The following is a 14,197-nucleotide window of genomic DNA, read 5'->3' on the forward strand; positions in this document are numbered from 1 at the left end:
CCGTCAAGATCTACGTGCTGGGTACAGAGGCAGTCTCTCATTTGGGTGCTGAGCTCACCGCGATCGGTAGTCGAGGACGTTACTGGACAGTCTGTATCGCGTCCGTCATCGTATTGTAAAGAGGTGGGTCGGTAGCGGACGACTTACTCACGACGGAGCCGATACCAGCGCTCGTTTGGATTCATCAGCAGTTCGACTGGCTTGGGGGCCTCGAAGTGCGTGGGTCCGACGTCGGTTACGTCCCAATCAGGGAAGGCCGTCTCGATCTCGCCGTAGCTTACGCCACGTGGCAAGGGTCCTCTGCGTTGGGGCGTCCACGCGAGCAGTAGCACGGTAGCATCGTCAGCGGCGACCGCGCTGATCTCCCGACCCATCGCGTGCCGTTGAGCGCTGTCGAGGCCATGGAAGGTGCCGGTATCCAGTACCAGCCGGAAGCCGGGCTCGACACCGACTGCGTGTAGTTCCGCCACGTCACCGTGGACGAGACGGACGTCGACACCGGCAGTTTGTACCCGGTCACGGGCCCGTCGGAGGGCCCCATCGACGATGTCGATACCGGTGACTTGCCAGCCCCGTTTCGCCAGTTCAACCGCCCAGATTCCACTGCCGGTACCGACGTCGAGCGCCCGTCCATATGGCGGCTCGCGGCCGTTTTCCTCGTGATCCAACAGCTCCGCGATTTTCTCGACGAACGGGGGATGTCCTGCGGCGTCCTCCCAGGGGTGGAAGTCGAGACGGTACGCGATCCGATAGAACGTACTCATGACGTCAACGATCTCCTCCTGGAGTTTGGATCGCCGTCGATCGCCCCATGAAGCGCCTCCAAGAACGCCTTGGGCTGTTCGAGTTTGGGATCGTCGCCGGCGTCGTCGATCACGCGCAGTGGCCATCCGTATCGTGCGCTCGCGTCTTCGGCTATCTCCAGCCGGATGGCGCGGTCGTCCCGTCCCCAGATCAGAGTCGTCGGAACCGTGATCCGGTCCAAGCGTTCTGACGAGATCGGAGACACCCCGACCTCCTTTATGAGGGTCCGCATGGCGGCCTTCACGCTTGGCGTGCGTGAGCGATCGAGGTTGTACGCTAGGAAGGGCTCCCAGTCATCACCCATTCCCTCGATCAGGCCGTCCCGATCGAGCATACACTGATCGAGGAACCTGTGGTATGCCCGTTCCGTCGGTCGCACGAGGAAACGGATCAAACCGAACGCGAACCTCGCAGACGGCCGGAACCAGCCCAGGCCCAACGAATCTACGAGCACCAGCCGTTGGAGTCGGTCACTCTCGTCGCTTGCGAAGCGGGCCGCGATCGCGCCGCCGAGCAGGTGTCCGACCAGCGTCGGCGGCGTCGGGCAGGTTTGCTCGATCAGTTCGCCGAGCCACGCGACCACCGAGTCGGGGTCCAGCGCGCCGTCCGGTACCTCGGAGGCGCCGTGACCGGGCAGGTCGGGGACGATCACGCGGTGGGTCCTCACCAGATCCGGAATGACCCGCATCCACCAGAACGCGGATTCGCCGGGGCCGTGCAGCAGGACGATCGGCGGGCCAGCACCGCCCTCCAGCACGGCGGTCGAAACGCCAGCCAGCTGCAGCCGTCGTTCCGTGACGGGGAGTTCGACGAGCAGCCGCTCCCGAGCGTCCTCCGTTTGTTGTTCCTGTCTGGTCATCGTTTTCGTCGGGTGCACTGGCTCACTTCGTCCCGATCCCGATGTTAACCGCGTTGTTCAACACGGCGAGGCCGCTTCCTCCGGACCGCTCGCTCAGCTTCTCATCCAGCGCCTGCTGGGCCGCGGCTGTCTGCTCCGCCGTCAGATCGGCGACCATCTCCGCCCCGATCGGGTTGCTGGCGGTCACCCAGTCCCACATCTGCGTGCCGGAGCGGAACTCCAACCGATGGTTCGCTGTCTCCACGCGGATATCCGTCAGTCCGCCGTCGGCCAGTTTCTCGCGCAGTTTCTCGGGATCCGCTACCTGGAAGGGTAACGGCGGGGGGTCCATCGGGAGGCCCGTGAAGTCGGGGACGACAGCTGTTACTGCGTCGAGGAAGACTCCGAGGAACTCGACGTCCGAGAGCGGGCCCATCGTGACCAGCAGCACGCGACCACCCGGCTTGGTGACGCGCGCCATCTCGGCGAGACCGCGCAGCAGATCCGGAAAGAGCATGACGCCGAACTGTGAGCCGGCGATGTCGAACGCGTCGTCCTCAAGTGCGAGAGTGTGACCGTCCATGACGCGGGCTTCCAGGTTGAAGAGTCCTTCCTCACGCGCCCGTGCTTCGAGTCGCTCGACCATGGCGGGCGAGATGTCCGTCGCCAGCACCTGTGCGCCAGCGCGAGCCGCGGGAACGCTCAACGCACCACTGCCGGCCGCGATGTCCAACACTTCCATTCCTGGGCGGAGCCCAGCCCGCTGGAGGGCCTCCTCCGCTATGGCTATGTTCGATGGAGTAACGTGCTCGTCATACCTCGGTGCGATTTCGGTCCATGCGTCCTGTATCTCTGCTTGATCGGCCATGATGCCTCGATTCCCAATAGGCTCGCCGCAGACATGTATATTCCTTGTGAAATATTTCACCCTGTGAAGAAAGCGTCGGATTTCCGACGGAAAGGAAACACGATCTGGTACGGTTGATTGCCACACGTATTAGATTCGATTCATAATAGCTGGGCGTATCGCGAAGCGCCGAAACTACGTCCGCCACCCGCAGGCGTCCTACGAGTGAAGATCCGATGAGACGAGCGTCTCGAACGCCTGGGGCTCGACTAGCCTCGCCTCCTTGCGGACGCGCTCGAAGGTGGAGATGGCCCACTCTCGGGCCGCCGGAGCGTCCGTATCGATCACGGCTGTCAGTGCCCCAGTCTCGGTGTCGTGACAGCAGATGCCAGCGCGGTCGTCCACGATACCGAGGCCACACCGGGACCTGTCGGGGAGGTCATCGTGGACGAAAACGGTGCAGTGGTCGCACGAGGCGACCTCCGTGACGCGTTCCGGGTTCCAGGCGAACGTCTTCTCAAGCGCTGTCGGCGAGTACACGTACTCTAACTCCATGCCGTCGAGGACAGCCTGGCAGACCGTCTCGTTGTTGATCGACTTGAACACGATACTGTCGAACCCTCGCAGTCGAGTGGTCCCCTCGATGAGGTGGGTCAGACGCTCGACGGGCTCGTACGGGTAGCCCGGTCCGGGATAGGAGACCACCGCATCGGTGAAGAGGTCGACGGAGAACCCATCCATTTCCCGCGGCAGCCACTGCCAAACGTCGCGTAACTTGCGTTCGATCTCCATCGCTTCTCGGAGCTCAAGGAATCGTTCGGCGACGAACTCGCCGAGCGGGGTCAGTTCGTAGGTCGGGCCCTCCCGGACGATCCATCGACGATCTTCAAAGTCAGCGAGAATCCGGCTCATGGTCGGTGAGGAGGCGCCCGTCGCGGCGCGAAGCTCCCCTCGTTCACAAGAGCCATCGATCAGTCCCTCCATCACACCGACTCGGTGGCTCGATCGGGCGAGAAATTCGATTTCTTCGGTGGCGACATCCATGATGTGTGTATGCGTACCACAGTATAATGTATATCGCTGCTCGTGACCAACTCGACGAGGAATACGCACGCGATATCTTGCACTGGGAGCACTGACTCATAGAGTGCCCTGTTTTTAGCTCCACGAATTCGGCCGTCCCGCGCCTCAGAGGCCGATTCGTTCGACAGTCGAACCGGAGCCTGCAGCGCTCGTATCTGACTGCGGGATAATCACCGGATAGCGGCGGGTCTGTATCTCGATCGGTCGTTGTTTCGCTTTCGCTCGGTGGTCACACGAGGGAGTGATCTGCTCCGGGATTCGCGTGCATCCAAACTGGTGGCAATCGAGAAAATCACCCGGCAATTGAAGAGAACTCACACGGTCGTTCACCAGGTAGGTACATACGAATTCTGCGGCAAGGTAACTACAACCATCCTGTTGATTTCGATCGGGTCACCGACTTCGATTGCTCGAAGTTGATGCATTACTTCGGACTTGGCAGTATAACTACTTCGAGAATAGATGTATAGGTGCATGTCGGATCAAGGCTGCAACTGCGCCGATCTAACGGTGGATCAGGCAACCGAACGCGCTGCGAGTGCGGATAGGTGGATCGAGGAGCGACCGGTGAAGACCGCGCAACTCCCGGTGGGTGTGGCGGAGAACATGAGTCAGTTCTTCGGCGAGTCGATCGAAGCGTTCGACGACGTGATATCGGCAGTCCGGGACGTGGTCGAGGGGGACGGGATCGCCATCGACGAACTCTGCCACGTCGAGGGGAAAACTCCCCACTACGCGACGACGGACGACGAGACCTACTACTTCCGGTGTTTCTACGACGGGATAGCACTCGCACATCTCGTAGGTGAACAGGTCGAGATTCGAACGGAGACCCCCACGAAGGAATCCATCGAGATACAGGTATCACCTGAGAGCGATATCGACGTCGCTCCGCCGGATGCGGTCATGTCCTTCGGCGTAGCCACTGATCGAGACGGCCCCGCTGGCGATGGCCCTACCGCTCAGGACGTCTATGGGTCCGTCTGCCCGTACGTAAAGGCATTCCACACCCGTGAGGACTACGAACGCTGGGCAGAGGATGTGGCTGCGACCACGGTTGGAATTCCGCTGGAATCCGGGGTGCCTATCGCCGCTGCCCTGACGGCGACGGCCCCGCCGGAGGTTGCAGAATGAATCCTGGGAACGTTGCGATCGTCGCCTCTCGAGCACTACTCGGACGCGTCGGCTTGGGAGGCGGTGCAGTGAAAGATACCATCCGAGAAGATCAAACAGGAGAGTTCCAGCGGTACGGATAACCACACTGGTTCCGGGTTGGTACCGGAACCGTCGAGATCGGTGGCGGGATCGGACTGTTGTGGCGACCCGAAGGAGGGTGGGCAGGCGGCTTCCTCCCCGGTGGAGTCGTGGTTGGAGCGGTGTTGACCCACGTTCACATCGGTGTCCCGCCGTCGAAGACCGCCGTTCCTGCGGTCCTATTCGCCCTCACAGCAGGTCGGCTTACGATCCGCTATTTCGTCCCGGTATGGACCCAGGAAACTATTCCTGACTGACCGTCGTATTCTCCACATCAGCTTCGTCTGCCCACTTGAGGAGGGGTTCCAGATGTTGACCTAACTCTTCACCCGTTTCCGTGAGATCGTATTCGACCCGTGGTGGGATTTCCGCGTACTGTTCGCGGGTGAGAATCCCGGCCTCGACTAGCTCGTCGAATCTCGTCGAGAGCGTCGAACTACTCACCCCATCGAACGTCTCCTCGATGTCTCCGTACCTTGCTGGACCGATAGCGCCGACCACGCAAATGAGTTGCATCGCGTAGCGACGGCTAAGGAGATCCATCACTCCGCCCAGGGGACAAAGGCAGTCTAGGTCAGTATTTGAGGAGTCGAGCGTCTCAGTTGCCGAGTCAGGGGAGTCCGCCATAGCTTTCATTTACCCCACTTGGTTCTATACTTTGGACTTGACAGTATAAATAGTTCGGCATTCAAAGTAATGCTGTATCATGAGTCAAAATGACTCATCACGGGAGGTTGTGTGTACGCTGACTGAAGAACAGGAAACGGAACGATCAGCGGAAGTCCGATCACGTCTCATCTCGCACTACGTCGGGTACGAAGACTCCGAAGACGGGTTGGACATTCGGTTCGAAGGTACAAACGAGTCCCTTCAAGCAGTCGCTCGGTTCACGTCAGACGAATTGCGATGCTGTTCGTTCGCGGAATACCGGATTATCGTATCGCCCCCGTACGAAGAGACGGTTTTGACCGTCACTGGCCCTGCGGGAACGCGACAGATGTTCCGTGAGGGATTAGTCGAACGACTAGAGACAGAATCGGCGTAGTTCAGTCCTCACGGACTTTCGCCGAGTAGCCACATCCTTCTGCCTGGTAGAGTTCTAACATGGGTTAGGTGACTCAAGGGCCGGGTGTTCAGTAGGACTCAGGCGTGGGCGTGAGTGTGCTCGTAAACGGCCTCGGTGATCGCCGCAAGGTCGATTTCACCATCGTGTTCGTCTTTGTCCCAGACGAGTTCGTCGTCGGCGTGGACATTGAACACACCACCGTGTCCAGGTTGAAGCCGAACTCCTTCGAGGTCTTTCCCGAACTCTTCGAGCAACGTTTCCTGCGTCTCGACGGCGTGGTCGAGCAGGCCACACGGGACACAGTATTCGATGTTGACTTCCGTCATTGCAGTTCAGCCAAGGACCGCCTGCGGAATAAGTATCAGGTATGTGTTACGAAACGGGGTTTCGTCCGCGAAACCGCGGTTTCGTTTGTATACGACGTATCGAAGGCATACTACTTTCAGTTCAGGCATCCAAAGTCGATCTATGAGCGACACGGCCGAGGTTCCAGAAGATGACTGCTTGGCGGTCTGGTGTGCGGGCGACGAGTGGTGCGCAGTCACGTGTGCGATGGACGTCATCGGGAAAAAGTGGCACCCTGTGATCGTTCACCGACTCCTGCAACACGAGGCACTGCGATTCAACGAACTCGGCGAGGAGGTCGATGGCATCACGAACAAGATGCTGTCACAGAGCCTGGAAGATTTAGAAGAGAACGAACTCGTCGACCGGGAGATAGTGAACGAAAAGCCCGTCGCCGTCGAATACTCGCTTACCGAACGTGGGCAGTCACTGGAGCCGGTAATCGACTCACTCGAAGAATGGGGCAAAACGTATCTCCGTCCCCCCGAGAGCGAACAGGAACCCGCCTGTTAGGCCAAAAAGCAGTGCCGAATTCGGTGACGAACGGGAGTACGAATTCTCTCAGAACCTGTTAGCGCTCCTGCTTTGAACCCCTCGAAATCGGACGTCACACGCTTCAAAGGGCGATTCGCTCGACAGTCGAACCGGAGCCTGCAACTCCCCACTTCTCTTTGAGTCGGTGAGAATCCAACCGACAACGTAGCGGTAGTTAGAACTCATCTCGCCGGTTCGACCAGTGAGTTGAACGGGACACGCCTTCCGGAATGGCCTCGCCCGCCGAGTTGCAAGTGCCACCTCGACAACGCGTAGTAACCCGGTCTCTTACGCACCGTTCGTTATCGATCGACTGGTGGTCAATCTGTGGGACAGCCGTTGCACCGCCACCGTTCGACGGACGTTCCGAGCGGCGAGCGAGACCGGTAGCGATCCACGCGAGAACCGGCACCGAGATGCCGACCCGGCCGACAGGGAAAACATCACTAGTATTGAAATTTCGTCGACTATCGGTTTTCCGATCGATCAGCGTTCGAACGATGGCGGCACGTCGTGTATACCGTCAGTCGTCGGGTGTCGCTTGCGACCGTGCGTCTGGAGCCGGAGCCGGTGGTTCGTGGGTGCCGAAGTCGGGATGTGTCTCCTCCATCCACAGGTACACGATCGCGCCGGAGACGAACATCAGGAACGCGGTCACGTAGAAGGCGGCTTCGGCGCTCACGAACTGCATGGAGAGGCCGATCACGATCGCGCCGACGCCGTAGCCGGCGTCGCGCCACATCCGGTAGACGCCCATGCCGGCCGATCGCCAGGTCGGGTGGGCGGCGTCGCCGGGAACGGTCATCAGGTTCGGGTAGAGCAGCGCCATCCCCAGGCCGGAGACGCCAGCCAGAACGGCCCACGGGAGGTAGTTCTCGACGAACACCATCCCGAGGACGCCGGCACCGGCGATAAACATTCCCACGACGACGGGGGGCCGGCGGCCGATCCGGTCGGCGAGGCCGCCGGTCCCGATCTGGAGGAAGTACATCGCGCTGTGAACGCCGACGACGACGCCGACGGCTTCGATCGCGAGGCCCTGACTCGTGAGATACAGCGGGACGGCGATCCAGAACAGCGTATCGACGAAGTTCTCGATGTGGCCGGCCTGGGCCGCCGCGAACAGCGTCTTGTCGCCGTAGGTCGCGCGCTTCAGGACGTCGTAGAACGGGAGGTTCGCATCGTGGTGGTCATCGTCGCCCTCGAGGTGTGCCAGCTGGACCGTCTCTTTGATGAGAAAGATCGAGATGAGGAACGCCAGCACCACCACGGCGGCGAGGAAGTAGAACGGCTCCGGCCGGAGACTCGTCCGGCCGGCGATGACGCCGGTAATCCACGCCCCCGCTGCGACGCCGGTGTAGCCGAAGGCTTCGTCGATGCCGACGGCGAGTCCGCGCTGGTCGGGGCTCGCGAGGTCGATCTTGGCGTTGATCGCCATGCTCCAGGTCAGCGCCTGATTGATCCCCAGCAGAACGTTCCCGACGGTGATCCAGCTCCAGCTCGGCGCGTAGATGAGGATCACCGGGATCGGCAGCGCGGTGAGCCAGCCGAGCACGAGCACTGGCTTGCGGCCGTACTCCTCGCCCCACTTGCCGGCATAGAGGTTGAGCAGGGCCTTGACGAAGCCGAAAGAGACGACGAACGAGCCGATGACGAAGAACGACTCGACGCCCAGTACCTCCTCGCCGAGGACGGGGACGACGGTCCGCTCGGACCCGATCGTCAGCCCGGTCGCGAACACCAGCAGGACGTGCAGGGAGAACTGCCCGAGGTGTTCGCGAATGCCCTGTCTCAAGTTAGTTTGCCCGTTCATAGATTACTCGGCTGCACAGCGGTTGGGGCCCAGTTCGAGTTCGGACAGTTCTTCGTCGGGAACGTCCTCCTGCCCGACGTTCGTGCGCTTGACGCGCTCGAAGTTCGGCGGATGGTCCGGTACGTCCGAGGCGAGCGTCGCGACGAACTCCTCGCGGTCACGCCCGAGGTCCTCGTTTTGCTCTTTGAGTTCACCGAGTGTCGCAGTCACCGGTGGCTCGGGTGAGCCGGGGTCGTGTGCCGGGAGGACGACCGCGTCGTCTGGCCGGTCCAGCAAGCGCTGGAGGCTCTCGTAGAGCGTCGCCGCATTCCCTTCGATATCGGAATCTTCGATACCGGCTTCGACGCCGAGTTCGACGCGCCCGACGCTCTCGTGGAAGAGCGTATCGCCCGTGAGCAGGGCCTCGCCCTCGAGATCGAACGAGACGCTTCCCTCGCTGTGTCCCGGCGTGTGGATTACGTCGACGTCAACGGTCCCGACTTCGATCGTCGCTCCGTCTTCGACCGGGGTCGCGTCGATCGCGAGCGCGTCCTTCGGATGGAGGTAGTATGGAACGTCGTGACGCTCGGCGAGTTCCGCACCGCCGGAGACGTGGTCGGCGTGCGCGTGCGTGTCGAAGACACCGACGAGGTCGGCGTCGTGCTCGTCGAGGATTGCACCGTACTCGTCGAGGTAGTGGGAGGGATCGAACACGGCGGCCTCGCCGTCCGAAACCAGGACGTGCGAGAGACAGCCCTTCCCGGGACGGGCGACCTGAACGAGCGTCCCGTCGAGGTCGGCCTGGACGGGAGCGTTTCGATGGACGCGGCTCCACCCGTTCATCCCGTCGATGAGCGTCGCGGCGTGGTAGCCCATCTCTCGCAGGACGTCCGTTGCCGTCTGCGAGACGACCCCTGCGGCGCAGACGGTGACGATCTCGCGGTCGTCCGGAAGTTCGTTGAGGCGATCTTTCGCCGACTCCGGGTCGGCGGTCAGTTCGTCGTAGACGTCGACGTTGACGCTGTTCGGAATGTGCCAGTCGTCGTAGTCCTCCTGGTGACGAATGTCGAGGACGAGAACGTCGTCCTCCACGGCTTGCAACTGATTCCCGAGTTCGTCCGGGCTCACTTCCGTCATCGATGATCGCTCGTAAGAGAGCTGTTCCAATATAGGTGGTGCCGGTCATGACCGGTACCGTTACGTGTCCGGGAACCAAATAGCGCGTATGAGCCTGTACGAGGCTTCGTTCCGGGTGAAACACGAGTGTCCCTATCGGGAGATTTCGGAGCGTTACCCGGACCTCACGATACGCGAGTGGTACGTGAGCGATTGCCAGGTACTCGAGATCACCTCCACGGGGACGCCGACGGACGATCTGCTCGAAGAGATCGATAGTCTGGGAACGATCCTCCACCGATCGATCGACGACTCCGGGCTTCACGTCGTCACGCAGTCGTGTCTCTGTTCGCTCGAGGGGTCGATCATCGATCGATTCGAGGAGTACAATTGCCTGTATCAACCGCCGACGATCCACCGCCAGGGCTGGGAGCACTACACGGTGATCGCGTTCGACGAGGCCGACGTTCGGGCGCTGCTTCGGGACCTGGAGGCCGATCGGGACATCGACGTGCTCTCCAAGACTACCATCGCGGAACAGGCGATCCCGCACAGTATGTTAGCCCCAGTCGATCAACTCTTCGAGGAGATCACCGAGCGACAGTTGGCGGCCCTGCGGTTGGCCCTCGAGAGCGGGTACTACGAGCAGCCCCGGAAGACGTCGCTTCGCGAACTGGCCGATCGGACGTCAGTCGCCCGGTCGACGTACGAAGAGCACCTCCGGAAGGCGGAGAACAAGCTCCTCACGAACGCGGGCGAGTTCTTGCGGTTGGTGACCGCACCCTCCTCGGGAGATCCACTGCACGTAGATCAGTCGGAGCCGACCGAACAGCGTGCCGACTGAACCCCCCGTGATCGGTCGTCTCGAGGTCGATTGTGATCGGTAATTCCACCCGACCGGTGAGTTTTTTTGATCGCCGTCGGTATACACCACGGAAATGGTACCTGGTGAGAGACGACGCGACGACGTCCGTTCACCGACTCGAAGGATGAACGCATGGTTTCAGTAGTCGAGTTGTTCGTTCGGGTCGCCGGCGAAGACCCGGTGATTCAGGGACTCGTCGGCGGAATCGTCATCGCGGGGCTGAACCTGTTCGGCGCGTCGATAGTACTCGTCTGGCGGAATCCCTCGGAGCGTGCGCTCGACGGCGCGCTCGGATTCGCGGCCGGTGTGATGCTCGCCGCAGCCTTCACGAGTCTCATCATCCCTGGGATCGAGCAGTACTCTGACGGAAACCCGATTCCCACGCTCGTGGGCGTGGTGCTCGGCGCGATCTTTCTCGATCGAGCCGACGGCCTCGTCCCGCACGCACACTACTTGTTGACCGGGCGGCGTCGACCGGACGAAGCCGATCCGAGCACGTCTCTCCCCGTCGACAGCGAGCGGCTGGTCCCCGTCGTGCTGTTCATCCTGGCCATCACGCTCCACAACATGCCGGAGGGACTGGCAGTGGGCGTCGGCTTCGGCTCCGGCGACGTCGAGAACGCGATCGCGCTCATGTTCGCGATCGGCATCCAGAACGTTCCCGAAGGGCTGGCCGTCTCCGTGGCCGCGATCAACGCCGGGCTGGATCGACGCTTCTACGCGGTCTTCGCCGGGTTGCGATCGGGCATCGTCGAGATCCCGCTCGCGGTGCTGGGTGCACTGGCAGTGAGCATCGTCTCGCCGTTACTCCCGTACGCGATGGGCTTCGCGGCGGGAGCGATGCTCTTCGTTATCTCCGACGAGATCATCCCCGAAACCCACACCAGTGGGTACGAGCGAATCGCCACCCTCGGCGTGATGGCCGGTGTCGTCGTGATGCTGTACCTCGACGTCAGTCTGGGCTAGTCGCTGACTGGTTCGCCCGAGCGGATCCCGTCGAGAACGCGATGGCCGCGATCGGTTCAGCCGCTCTCTTCGGCGTGGACTCGTCGGCCTCTCCGGAAGGCGTCAAAAGAGAGGTGCCCGATAGCGACCGCGTCTGCGCCGTCGATCGGCACTGGGCGCTTCCGTGCCCGGTGGGTCTCAGTGAACGGTCTCCTGTCCGCCGGCCCGTGGCTCCTCGGACACGATCCAGGCGTCGGCCTCGGATCGCGCCAGAACGACGCCGAACCAGGCGGTCCACAGACTCATCACGATCGTGGAACCGATCCAGACGGGGCCACCCGGAGCGATCCCGAGTACGAACACGAGGACCATCCCTCCGAAGGCCGCGACTCCCGCGACGGCGCCGATCCACGACGCCCACGCGGGTGTCGTCTGGGGCGCGCTGCGGGCCTCGTTGCCGGCGATCACCGCGATCGCCAGGGCAAAGAAGAGGAACGCAGCGCTATGTACGTCGGCGAAGACCGACCACGCTTCGAACGTTGCCGTGTCCCCGCCGATGGCGGCCTCGGCGATCACGGTCGCCTCGACCACGGCGGCCGTCGTGACCAGGAGTGCGCTCACGATCAGCGCGGCCCACGCTGTCGTCGTCCACCAGGTCCGGGTGAGCCGCGAGTCGGCCGTCAGTACGATCAGCGCCGCGATCGCGACCACGGAGAGCCCGATCGCCGTTGTCACGTGTGCCGCCACCCATCGGGTCGGCGCGTCGGCGATGGTCGCCACGAACTCGGCCGGATCGGGGGACGGCAGCGGGTGGAGGACGAATCCACCCACGAGCAGCAGGGCCCCGATCGCGAGCCAGACTCCTCCTGCCCGTATCCTGGCGTCCGTGTTCGACGTCAACCGGTTGTCTGTCGCTTCAGTTGTTGGCATAGTGTCCTCCGGCGCGCTCATCTCGACTCCCCCTCGTCGCCGCCGGTGTCTCGCAGAGAACGCCGAGTAGTACTTGGACACGAGCTGTGTTAATTGTTAACACGGATTGGCCGGAAAGGTCCAGTCACGTTGTCCCGCTGATTTTGCTCGAAAATCGCGGTAGAAACGCGTCGTCTACTGAACGCCCGACGATCGGGTCGGAACTAAAAGACCGCAACTGACGTGATGGATAGGGGACGCGCCCTCGTCACGGCGGGCGGAAAACCGAGACAGTCCGACCGCCCTCACGTCGGCTTGATATTCTGGTTCAGACTGAAGCGGTTCGTCGGATCGTACTCGTCTTTCAACGCGACCAACCGCTCGTAGGCCGGCCCGAACGTGGTCTCCATCAGTTCGTCGTTGTCCTCCAGCATGCCCGGAAAGTTCAGGTAGACCGAACCGTCGGAGAACTGCTGCATGTCGGTCAGGCAATCGCGGACCCACTCCACGTTGGCGGCATCCGTCTCGGGGTCCTCCCAGTTCGCTTCGACGCCGAGGAGGAACGGTGCGTGCCGGCCGGCGAAGGAACTCTCTTCGACGCCGACGTCGGCGATCGCGCCGCCCAGTTGCCAGACGTCGACGGTCGAGAGCGGTGACGGGGCCGTCTCGGCCCAGTAGGCGATCCGATCGATGGCTGACTCGGAGAGGCCGTCGAGATACAGCGATTTCCAGTAGTATCGCATCCCCTCCGGGTAGTCTTCGTCGAGAACCCGCTGGAAGTCGGTATACGGCATCGTCCCGCTGAAGTCGGCGATCGGATCGGCGAACTCCCGGAGCGGTGCGAGTACCCGCTCGCCTTCGGAGGCGGGGCCAGCGTAGCAGCCCATGATGGCGAACTTTCCCTCGTGGACCCGCTCTGCCGGGAACAACTCCTCGTCCGGGAGTTCGCCGGCGAAGACGAGCGTGCTAATCTCGTCGGGCGCTTCCAGGACGAACTCCCGGTAGGCTCGCAACACTTCGGCTAGCCGGTCACCGGAGTAGAAGACCAGACAGGTCGCAACGTCCGGCCCCACGGGATGCAGGTCGAACTCGAACCCGGTCACCACCCCGAAGTTGCCGCCGCCACCACGGAGCCCCCAGAAGAGGTCCGGGTTCTCGTCCTCGCTGGCGGTCAGGAACTCGCCGGTTGCCGTGACGAGTTCGACGGAAACGAGGTTGTCACAGGACAGGCCGTACCGACACCGGAGGTGCCCGAGGCCGCCGCCGAGAGTGAGGCCCGCGACGCCCGTATCCGAGACGACGCCTCCAGGCGTCGCCAGGCCGAACGCCTGCGTTTCGTGGTCGACGTCGGCCCACGTGGCACCGCCCTGGACCCACGCCGTCCGCTCGTCAGGGTCGACCCGCACACCCGTCATCTCGGAAAGGTCGATGACGAGGCCATCGTCACAGACGGCCGTTCCGGCGACGTTGTGACCGCCGCCCCGGACCGCCACGCGAAGGTCGTTCTGGCGGGCGAACTCCACCGCGCGGATAACGTCCGCCGCGCCTCGACACCGGACGATCAGCCCCGGATACTTGTCGATCATTCCGTTCCAGACGGCCCGGGCGTCGTCGTAAGCGGCGTCAACGGGCCGGATCACGTCCCCGCGAACGCCGGCCCGAAACCGTTCGATCTGCTCGTCACCGATGGTCAGTCGTGCCATATACGATCGGTCGGCTGCCAGGCTGTTAGCCTCATTTACGGAGACGCGTTCGACGGAAGACGCACCGTTTCAGGTCGTGAGATGAATTTCGCCTGA

14 protein-coding genes are annotated in these 14,197 nt (G+C 62.3%); 4 read left to right on the forward strand and 10 right to left on the reverse strand.

What is annotated here, in order from left to right:
* Positions 1-143: 143 nt before the first annotated feature.
* The 4 genes from MUG98_RS05860 to MUG98_RS05875 form a co-directional block, all read right to left on the reverse strand.
* A complete protein-coding gene (locus MUG98_RS05860) occupies positions 144-764 on the reverse strand; it encodes a class I SAM-dependent methyltransferase (RefSeq protein WP_265111208.1) in 621 nt (206 codons plus the stop codon).
* Positions 761-1,663: an alpha/beta fold hydrolase gene (locus MUG98_RS05865; protein ID WP_265111209.1), complete on the reverse strand. Its 903-nt coding sequence runs from the start codon at positions 1,661-1,663 to the stop codon at positions 761-763. Before MUG98_RS05865 ends, MUG98_RS05860 begins: the two co-directional genes overlap by 4 nt.
* Positions 1,664-1,685: 22 nt before the next feature.
* Positions 1,686-2,510 carry a class I SAM-dependent methyltransferase gene (locus MUG98_RS05870; RefSeq protein ID WP_265111210.1) on the reverse strand — a complete coding sequence of 275 codons (825 nt, stop codon included), beginning with the start codon at positions 2,508-2,510 and terminating at the stop codon, positions 1,686-1,688.
* Positions 2,511-2,708: 198 nt separating this feature from the next.
* Complete coding sequence (locus tag MUG98_RS05875; protein WP_265111211.1) at positions 2,709-3,533, reverse strand: helix-turn-helix transcriptional regulator; 825 nt, start codon at positions 3,531-3,533, stop codon at positions 2,709-2,711.
* 549 nt (positions 3,534-4,082) lie between these two features.
* On the opposite strand from MUG98_RS05875, the gene MUG98_RS05880 reads away from it, so the two are divergent.
* Positions 4,083-4,706 (forward strand): alkylmercury lyase family protein, encoded by a 624-nt coding sequence (locus MUG98_RS05880; protein WP_265111212.1) that lies wholly within the window; start codon positions 4,083-4,085, stop codon positions 4,704-4,706.
* A 363-nt stretch (positions 4,707-5,069) separates the two neighbouring features.
* Here MUG98_RS05880 and MUG98_RS05885 read toward each other — a convergent pair whose 3' ends face one another.
* Together MUG98_RS05885 and MUG98_RS05890 are read right to left on the reverse strand one after the other, a co-directional pair.
* Positions 5,070-5,369 carry a winged helix-turn-helix transcriptional regulator gene (locus tag MUG98_RS05885; RefSeq protein WP_265111213.1) on the reverse strand — a complete coding sequence of 100 codons (300 nt, stop codon included), beginning with the start codon at positions 5,367-5,369 and terminating at the stop codon, positions 5,070-5,072.
* A 600-nt stretch (positions 5,370-5,969) separates the two neighbouring features.
* Positions 5,970-6,218, reverse strand: a complete 249-nt coding sequence (locus MUG98_RS05890; RefSeq protein WP_265111214.1) for an Rdx family protein — start codon at positions 6,216-6,218, stop codon at positions 5,970-5,972.
* 142 nt (positions 6,219-6,360) lie between these two features.
* Between MUG98_RS05890 and MUG98_RS05895 the strand changes: the two genes are divergently transcribed.
* Complete coding sequence (locus MUG98_RS05895; RefSeq protein WP_265111215.1) at positions 6,361-6,750, forward strand: winged helix-turn-helix transcriptional regulator; 390 nt, start codon at positions 6,361-6,363, stop codon at positions 6,748-6,750.
* Positions 6,751-7,294: 544 nt separating this feature from the next.
* Here MUG98_RS05895 and MUG98_RS05900 read toward each other — a convergent pair.
* Together MUG98_RS05900 and MUG98_RS05905 are read right to left on the reverse strand one after the other, a co-directional pair.
* A complete protein-coding gene (locus MUG98_RS05900; RefSeq protein WP_265111216.1) occupies positions 7,295-8,584 on the reverse strand; it encodes an MFS transporter in 1,290 nt (429 codons plus the stop codon).
* A 3-nt stretch (positions 8,585-8,587) separates the two neighbouring features.
* Entirely contained in the window at positions 8,588-9,700 is a 1,113-nt protein-coding gene (locus MUG98_RS05905; protein ID WP_265111217.1) for an MBL fold metallo-hydrolase, read from the reverse strand.
* An 88-nt stretch (positions 9,701-9,788) separates the two neighbouring features.
* Here MUG98_RS05905 and MUG98_RS05910 point away from each other — a divergent pair, with 88 nt between their 5' ends.
* The gene (locus MUG98_RS05910; protein WP_265111218.1) at positions 9,789-10,523 is read left to right on the forward strand and encodes a helix-turn-helix domain-containing protein; all 735 of its coding nucleotides are present in this window, start codon (positions 9,789-9,791) and stop codon (positions 10,521-10,523) included.
* A gap of 153 nt (positions 10,524-10,676) precedes the next feature.
* Positions 10,677-11,510, forward strand: a complete 834-nt coding sequence (locus tag MUG98_RS05915; RefSeq protein ID WP_265111219.1) for a ZIP family metal transporter — start codon at positions 10,677-10,679, stop codon at positions 11,508-11,510.
* Positions 11,511-11,687: 177 nt separating this feature from the next.
* Here MUG98_RS05915 and MUG98_RS05920 read toward each other — a convergent pair whose 3' ends face one another.
* Both MUG98_RS05920 and MUG98_RS05925 read right to left on the reverse strand, forming a co-directional pair.
* Entirely contained in the window at positions 11,688-12,419 is a 732-nt protein-coding gene (locus MUG98_RS05920) for a hypothetical protein (protein ID WP_265111220.1), read from the reverse strand.
* A gap of 284 nt (positions 12,420-12,703) precedes the next feature.
* On the reverse strand, positions 12,704-14,101 hold the full coding sequence (locus MUG98_RS05925) for an FAD-binding oxidoreductase (protein WP_265111221.1): 1,398 nt from the start codon (positions 14,099-14,101) through the stop codon (positions 12,704-12,706).
* Positions 14,102-14,197: the final 96 nt, after the last annotated feature.

This window comes from Halosolutus halophilus (assembly GCF_022869805.1).
Taxonomy (GTDB): domain Archaea; phylum Halobacteriota; class Halobacteria; order Halobacteriales; family Natrialbaceae; genus Halosolutus; species Halosolutus halophilus.

Coding starts and splice junctions, on each gene's coding strand:
- MUG98_RS05860 (WP_265111208.1), bottom strand. CDS start 764: ATGAGTACGTTCTATCGGATCGCGTACCGTCTCGACTTCCACCCCTGG.
- MUG98_RS05865 (WP_265111209.1), bottom strand. CDS start 1,663: ATGACCAGACAGGAACAACAAACGGAGGACGCTCGGGAGCGGCTGCTC.
- MUG98_RS05870 (WP_265111210.1), bottom strand. CDS start 2,510: ATGGCCGATCAAGCAGAGATACAGGACGCATGGACCGAAATCGCACCG.
- MUG98_RS05875 (WP_265111211.1), bottom strand. CDS start 3,533: ATGGATGTCGCCACCGAAGAAATCGAATTTCTCGCCCGATCGAGCCAC.
- MUG98_RS05885 (WP_265111213.1), bottom strand. CDS start 5,369: ATGGATCTCCTTAGCCGTCGCTACGCGATGCAACTCATTTGCGTGGTC.
- MUG98_RS05890 (WP_265111214.1), bottom strand. CDS start 6,218: ATGACGGAAGTCAACATCGAATACTGTGTCCCGTGTGGCCTGCTCGAC.
- MUG98_RS05895 (WP_265111215.1), top strand. CDS start 6,361: ATGAGCGACACGGCCGAGGTTCCAGAAGATGACTGCTTGGCGGTCTGG.
- MUG98_RS05900 (WP_265111216.1), bottom strand. CDS start 8,584: ATGAACGGGCAAACTAACTTGAGACAGGGCATTCGCGAACACCTCGGG.
- MUG98_RS05905 (WP_265111217.1), bottom strand. CDS start 9,700: ATGACGGAAGTGAGCCCGGACGAACTCGGGAATCAGTTGCAAGCCGTG.
- MUG98_RS05910 (WP_265111218.1), top strand. CDS start 9,789: ATGAGCCTGTACGAGGCTTCGTTCCGGGTGAAACACGAGTGTCCCTAT.
- MUG98_RS05915 (WP_265111219.1), top strand. CDS start 10,677: ATGGTTTCAGTAGTCGAGTTGTTCGTTCGGGTCGCCGGCGAAGACCCG.
- MUG98_RS05920 (WP_265111220.1), bottom strand. CDS start 12,419: ATGCCAACAACTGAAGCGACAGACAACCGGTTGACGTCGAACACGGAC.
- MUG98_RS05925 (WP_265111221.1), bottom strand. CDS start 14,101: ATGGCACGACTGACCATCGGTGACGAGCAGATCGAACGGTTTCGGGCC.